8 protein-coding genes are annotated in these 6,204 nt (G+C 70.6%); 7 read left to right on the plus strand and 1 reads right to left on the minus strand.

Annotation, left to right across the window (positions count from 1 at the left end):
- The first annotated feature begins 38 nt into the window (after positions 1–38).
- Genes VKG64_10545 through VKG64_10570 form a run of 6 tightly spaced genes read left to right on the plus strand, consistent with a single transcriptional unit; the run spans position 39 to position 5,180 of the window.
- Positions 39–362 (plus strand): hypothetical protein, encoded by a 324-nt coding sequence (locus VKG64_10545; protein ID HKB25481.1) that lies wholly within the window; start codon positions 39–41, stop codon positions 360–362.
- Between the two features lie 5 nt (positions 363–367).
- On the plus strand, positions 368–895 hold the full coding sequence (locus VKG64_10550; GenBank protein HKB25482.1) for a thioredoxin-like domain-containing protein: 528 nt from the start codon (positions 368–370) through the stop codon (positions 893–895).
- Between the two features lie 45 nt (positions 896–940).
- Positions 941–1,891 (plus strand): protein-methionine-sulfoxide reductase catalytic subunit MsrP, encoded by a 951-nt coding sequence (msrP, locus tag VKG64_10555; GenBank protein ID HKB25483.1) that lies wholly within the window; start codon positions 941–943, stop codon positions 1,889–1,891.
- A gap of 5 nt (positions 1,892–1,896) precedes the next feature.
- Complete coding sequence (locus VKG64_10560) at positions 1,897–2,526, plus strand: protein-methionine-sulfoxide reductase heme-binding subunit MsrQ (GenBank protein ID HKB25484.1); 630 nt, start codon at positions 1,897–1,899, stop codon at positions 2,524–2,526.
- A 48-nt stretch (positions 2,527–2,574) separates the two neighbouring features.
- The gene (locus tag VKG64_10565; protein HKB25485.1) at positions 2,575–3,897 is read left to right on the plus strand and encodes a pitrilysin family protein; all 1,323 of its coding nucleotides are present in this window, start codon (positions 2,575–2,577) and stop codon (positions 3,895–3,897) included.
- Positions 3,897–5,180: a pitrilysin family protein gene (locus tag VKG64_10570; GenBank protein HKB25486.1), complete on the plus strand. Its 1,284-nt coding sequence runs from the start codon at positions 3,897–3,899 to the stop codon at positions 5,178–5,180. Before VKG64_10565 ends, VKG64_10570 begins: the two co-directional genes overlap by 1 nt.
- Positions 5,181–5,183: 3 nt before the next feature.
- Here VKG64_10570 and VKG64_10575 read toward each other — a convergent pair whose 3' ends face one another.
- Positions 5,184–5,414 carry a hypothetical protein gene (locus tag VKG64_10575; GenBank protein HKB25487.1) on the minus strand — a complete coding sequence of 77 codons (231 nt, stop codon included), beginning with the start codon at positions 5,412–5,414 and terminating at the stop codon, positions 5,184–5,186.
- Between the two features lie 175 nt (positions 5,415–5,589).
- Between VKG64_10575 and VKG64_10580 the strand changes: the two genes are divergently transcribed.
- The coding region (locus VKG64_10580; protein ID HKB25488.1) for an MlaA family lipoprotein at positions 5,590–6,204 on the plus strand (615 nt) is incomplete at its 3' end.

Below are 6,204 nucleotides of genomic sequence, written 5' to 3' on the forward strand. Positions count from 1 at the left end.
GAGGTACGGCAGCTCCAAATTCCTTCAAGGAGGCAGGCATGCGGAAGCTGACAGGGTGGTTGCTGGTGGTGCTGGTCGCGGTCGTCGCGGTGTCCTTCGTGTCCGTCAATGTCGTCGGCGTCGCCTACGCCCAGGCGCCGACCGAGAAGAAAGACGACATGAAGAAGGACGACATGAAGAAGGACATGAAGAAAGACGACGTGAAGAAGGACACGAAGGGGATGGAGAAGAAGGCCGAGAAGAAGGAAAAGACGGCCGAAAAGAAGGCAAAGATGGCCGAGAAGAAGGACAAGAAGATGGAGAAGAAGGTCGAGAAGAAGGTCGAGAAGAAGGACGAGAAGAAAGAGGCCGAGAAGAAGTAGCGGCCGTGACGTTGCGCCGGCTCCTCGTCCTCGGAGCATTGCTGTTGCCGGCGCTGGTCTTCGCCGGCACGGCGGGCGGCCAGGCCCTGCGGCTCGGCCAATCGGCTCCGGAGGTGACGGGCGAGCCGTGGATCAACAGCGGCCCCCTGAGCATGCAGGGGCTCAGGGGCCGCGTCGTCCTGGTCGAGTTCTGGACGTATGGCTGCGTCAATTGCGCGAACGTCGTTCCACAGCTCAAAGCGTGGCACGAGAAGTACGGACCCGACGGGCTCGTCGTCGTCGCCGTCCACAGCCCCGAGTTTCCGTGGGAGAAGCGGCACGACAAGGTCGTGGCCGCGACGCAGCGGTTCGGCATCCGGTACCCGGTGGTGCAAGACAACGACTTCGCCATCTGGAACCGGTGGGGCGTGCGGGCCTGGCCCACGCTCCTGCTGGTGGACCGGAAGGGCGTGGTCCGGTATCGTCACATCGGTGAGGGGGACTACGACGAGACGGAGGCGGCGATCCGTCGCCTCCTCGCCGACCAGACGTGATCCCGCGCTCCCGCCGCCAGGAGTGACCCAGGAGGCGGTTTGCGCATGCTGATCCGACGCGCTCCCCGGTTCACCTCGAACGACGTCACCCCCGAGCAGCTCTACCTGAACCGCCGCGAGTGGATCGCCGGCGCGGCGGCGGCGGCACTCCTGCCGGGCGAGAGCGCGGCCGCGACGCCTCCCGGCCCACCGCTCAAGGCGGCCCGCAACGAGGCGCTCTCGCTCAAGGAGCCCCCGACCAAGTTCGAGTCGGCCACGACGTACAACAACTTCTACGAGTTCGGGGTCAACAAGGACGACCCCGCGCGGCTCGCGCACACGCTCCGGCCCCGGCCGTGGGCCCTGCAGGTGGACGGGCTCGTGCACAAGCCGAAGACCTTCGACGTGGACGAGCTGATCCGCCTCCACCCGCTCGAGGAGCGCGTGTACGCCCTGCGCTGCGTGGAGGCGTGGTCCATGGTGATCCCGTGGATCGGCTTCCCGCTCGCGTCGCTCCTCCGGCGCGTCGAGCCGGCGGGCGCGGCGAAATACGTCGAGTTCACGACGCTGCTCGACCCGAGCCAGTTCCCGGCGCAGCGGCCCGGCTTCTTCGGCTTCTCGTCGCTCGACTGGCCGTACGTCGAGGGCCTCCGCCTCGACGAGGCCCTGCACCCGCTGACGCTGCTGACGGTCGGCATGTACGGGCAGGTGCTGCCGAACCCGAACGGGGCTCCGATCCGGGTCGTCGTGCCGTGGAAGTACGGCTTCAAGAGCGGGAAGTCGATCGTGCGCATCCGCCTCGTCGCCGACGAGCCGAAGACCGCCTGGAACAAGGCGGCGCCGCAGGAGTACGGGTTCTACTCGAACGTCAACCCGGAGGTCAGCCACCCGCGCTGGAGCCAGGCGACCGAGCGGCGGATCGGCGAGTTCCGCCGGCGCCCCACGCTCATGTTCAACGGCTACGCCGACCAGGTGGCCCATCTCTACGCGGGGATGGACCTGAGAAAGTCCTACTAGCGGTCGTGTCCCGCCGCGCCCGCATCGCGCTGAAGGCGGTGGTCTGGGGCGCGTGCCTCCTGCCCCTCGGCTCGCTCCTCTACCGGTTCGCGACCGACGACCTCACCGCGAACCCCATCAGCTTCGTCACCAACACGCTCGGCGACTGGACGCTCCGGATCCTGCTCGCCTCGCTCGCGATGACACCGCTCCGGATCGTGTTCGGGTGGTCGTGGCCGATCACGCTGCGCCGGCTCCTCGGCCTCTTCGCCTTCTCCTACGTGTGCCTGCATTTCTCGGTGTGGATCGTCCTCGACTTCTTCTTCGACTGGCCGCGGATGTGGGAGGACATCCTGAAGCGCCCCTACATCACGCTCGGCATGCTGGGCCTCCTCTCGCTCCTGCCGCTCGCGCTCACGTCCACGAGCGGCTGGATCAAGCGCCTCGGCGCCCGGACGTGGACCCGCCTCCACCGCCTCGCCTACCTGGCCGGGGTCCTGGGCTGCACGCACTTCCTCTGGCTGGCGAAGGTCGGGCGGACGGATCAGTACTGGCACGCCGGCGTACTCGCGCTCCTGCTCGGCGTGCGGGCGGTGAACGCCGGGCTGCGGTTCGCGCGCAAGCGCCGGCGCGCGGCGAGCACCGTCCCCGCGTGAATCCGCCGGCCTTGACGGCCGCGTAGGGACCGTGGAGACTCGGGCGTCATGGCGCGCGCGCTGATCGTCCTCCTCGCCCTCCTGCTCGCCGGCTGCGCCGCGGCGGGCGCCCCGGCGCGGGCCGTCCCGCCCGCCCGGCCGGTGCGCGCGGTCCTGCCGAACGGCGTGACGTTGATCGCGCAGGAGCATCGCGCGAGCGACGTCGTCGCGTTGCAGCTCTGGGTCCGCACCGGCGGCCGCGACGAGTCGCCCGACGAGCTCGGCCTCTCGCACTACCTCGAGCACATGCTCTTCAAGGGGACGCCGACGCGCCCGCCGGGCGCGATCGACGAGCTGGTCGAGGGGCTCGGGGGCACGAGCAACGCGTTCACCTCGTACGACTACACCCACTACGACGTGGTCCTCCCGGCCGGCGCGCTCCGTGCCGGGATCGAGCTGCTCGCGGACATCGGGGTCAACGCGAGCTTTCCTCCGGCGGAGCTGGAGAGCGAGAAGAAGGTCGTCTTCGAGGAGATGAACCTCGTCGAGGACGATCCGGAGAAGTTTCTCGGCCGGCGCCTCAACGAGCTCGCCTACGCGCCGCACCCGTACGGCCGGCCGATCCTCGGCACGCGCGAGCTGATCCAGGGGCTCACGCGCGACCGCCTGGAGCGCTATTACAAGGCGCACTACGTGGCGCCGAACCTCGTGCTCGTCGTCGTGGGCGCGGTGAGCCCGGGCGAGGTGCGGCGGCTCGCGGAGGCCTCCTTCGAGCGCCTGCCGGCGGTCCGCGCGCCGCGGCCCGACGCCCCGCCGCCGCCCGCGATCGACCGGAGCAAGCGCCTCGACGTGCCGCGCGCGGAGAAGCAGGCGTACCTCGGCCTGGCGTGGCGGGCCGCGGCGAACGGGAACGAGGACATCTACGCGGTGGACCTGCTCACCACGATCCTCGGCGATTCACCGAGCTCGCGGCTCAACCAGGCGCTGCGCGAGCGCGAACGGCTGGTCGCTTCGATCGAGGCGGGCTACGTCGCGTCGGCGAAGGCGGGGCTCGTCAGCGTCACCGCGCGCCTCGAGCCTCAGAACCTCGAGCGCGCGGAGGCGGCGATCCTCGCGGTGATCCGGCGGGTCCGCGACGAAGGCGTGACCGAAGCCGAGCGCCGGCGCGCGATCATCACCGCCGAGTCGAGCTACGCCTTCGACATCGAGACCGCGGAGGGGCTCGCGAAGTCGTACGGTCAGGCGGAGACGACCTGGACGCTCGAGGACGAGATCTCGTACCTCGGGCGGCTCCGGCAGATCACGGCGGCGCAGATCCAGGCGGTCGCGCGCCGGTACTTCGGCGGCGACACCTACGCGCGCGTCCGCTTCGTGCCCGAGGCCTCCAAGTGATGCGGCACCTGCTCCCGGCGCTCTACGCCGCGTGCCTGCTCGCCGCGCCGGCCGCCGCGGCGGACGTGACGCAGGCGCGGCTGGACAACGGCTTCACCGTGATCGTGCGCGAGAACCCCGTGGCGCCGGTCGTCGCGGCGTCGCTCCTGGTCAAGATGGGGACGCGCTGGGAGACGCCCGCCGTTGCGGGGATCTCGAACTTCGTCCACGCGGTGATGGTGAAGGGGACCGCGAAGCGGAGCGGGAGCGAGCTGGCGGAAGCGGTCGCGGCGCTCGGCGGAAAGATCAGCGCGGCCGGGGACGTGGACGACTCGGAGATCCGCGCGTCGGCGCTCGCGCGCTTCTGGCGGGAGCTCCTCTCGCTCGTCGCCGAGCTCGCGCTCGAGCCGAGGCTCCTGCCCGCGGAGGTGGACGTGGAGCGCGACTTCCTGCTGAGCCGCGTCCAGAAGCGACGCGACAACGCGCCCCAGCGCGCGTTCGACGAGTTCTTCGCGGCGCTCTACAGCCCGCACCCCTACGGGCTGCCCGTGCTGGGCACGCCGGAGTCGCTCGCGCGCATCGATCATGCCGCGCTCGTCGCCGCGTACCGCGAGGGCTACCGACCCGAGCGGATGATCCTCGCGGTGAGCGGGCAGGTCTCGGCGCCGGAGGTCCTCGCGGAGACGCGGCGCCTGTTCAGCCGGATGCCGCCGGGCGGGGCTCCCCCCGAGCCGGCGAGCCCGGCCCCCGCGGGGGCGGGCCGGCGCGTCGAGGTCGAGATGCCGGCGCAGCAGTCGCAGATCCTGCTCGGCGGGCTCGCGCCCGCGCTCGACCATGCCGATCACGCCGCGGTCAAGGTGCTCTCGACGATCCTGGGCGGTGGGATGGCGGGGCGCCTGTTCGTCGAACTCCGGGACAAGCGCGGCCTGGCCTACACGACGACCGCGTACTACGACCCCGTGCGCGGCCCGGGGGCGCTCGTGCTCTATCTCGGCACCGCGCCCGAGAACGCAGCGCGCGCCGAGGACGCGCTCCGGCGCGAGGTCGAACGGATCCAGCGGGAGCCCGTCGGCGAGGAGGAGCTCAAGCGCGCCAAGGGCTATCTCCTGGGGCGGTACGCGATGGATCGGCGCACGAACGAGCGCCAGGCATGGTACCTCGCCTTCTACGAGCTTCAGGGGCAAGGGCGCGACTACCCGGAGCGCTACCGGCGCGCCGTCGAAGCGGTCACGGCGGCCGACGTGCAGCGCGTCGCCCGCCGGTATCTCGGGAACTCGACGACGCTGGTCCTCGGGCCGCGCTGAGCCCTAGGCGCTCCGCGCGCGGCGCGCCTCCTCGGCGGCCTTGATCTCCTCGGCGAACATGCCGACGTGCAGCGGGCAGGGCGGCTTGTTCTCCTCGACGTACTGGCAGTCGAGCTGGTCACACTGGACGAAGTAACCCTGCGGCCGCCCGAAGCCGCCCTGGCGGCGCAGGCGGATGTGGACCGTCTCGGACACGACTTCGCACCGGAACTCCCGCGCTTGGCCTCGACTCACGTGGTCTCCTCCGGGCCCGTGGAGCCCGCCCCATGACGATACGCCTGCGCGCCGCCGGGCACAACAGCGCTCGGGACGGCCGGACGACGGCGAAATTCTCTCAGACCTGCCGTCGAGATTCCGAGATATATTGTGCGGGGTTTTCAGCGCGCTTCTTTCTCAGGGGAGGGTCGTTTTGCGCCGTTTTCGGGTCGGCGACGTCCGCGGTGTCGCCCGCGCGTTGAGCTTCGTCGCCGTGACGCTGCTGGTCGCGGGCTGCGGCAGCCTCTCGGGCGCCGTCCGCACCGAGTCTTCGCTGCTCGTCGCGGAGTCATATCGGGAAACGCCGGGGGCCGACACGCCGGCCCTCGTGAGCGGCGCGTCCGACGTCGCGCGCGAGGAGCCCGGGGCCCCCGCGACGCCGCGCGCCGTCGTGTCGGGGGGCGGGACGCTCGGCTCGGGCGACGGCGACGCGGGCGCCGACCCGGTGCTGGTCCAGACACAGCGCGCGCCCGGCGAGAGGCTGTCCACCGCCGAGGACCAGGAGCCCGAGGAGTACGACCCCTGGGAGAAGTTCAACGAGACGATGTTCGAGCTCAACCGGAAGCTCGACAGGTATTTGCTGAAACCGGTCGCGAAGGCCTACAACGTCATCATGCCCGAGCCCTTCCAGGTTCTGATCGCCAACGGCTTCGACAACATCGGCTTCGTGCCCCGCGCGGTCAACAGCCTGCTCCAGGGCAAGTTGGGCGGGGCCGGTCGTGAGGTGTCCCGCTTCCTCATCAACAGCACCGCCGGCATCGGCGGGCTC

It is taken from the genome of Candidatus Methylomirabilota bacterium (assembly GCA_035260325.1).
Lineage (GTDB): Bacteria > Methylomirabilota > Methylomirabilia > Rokubacteriales > CSP1-6 > AR19.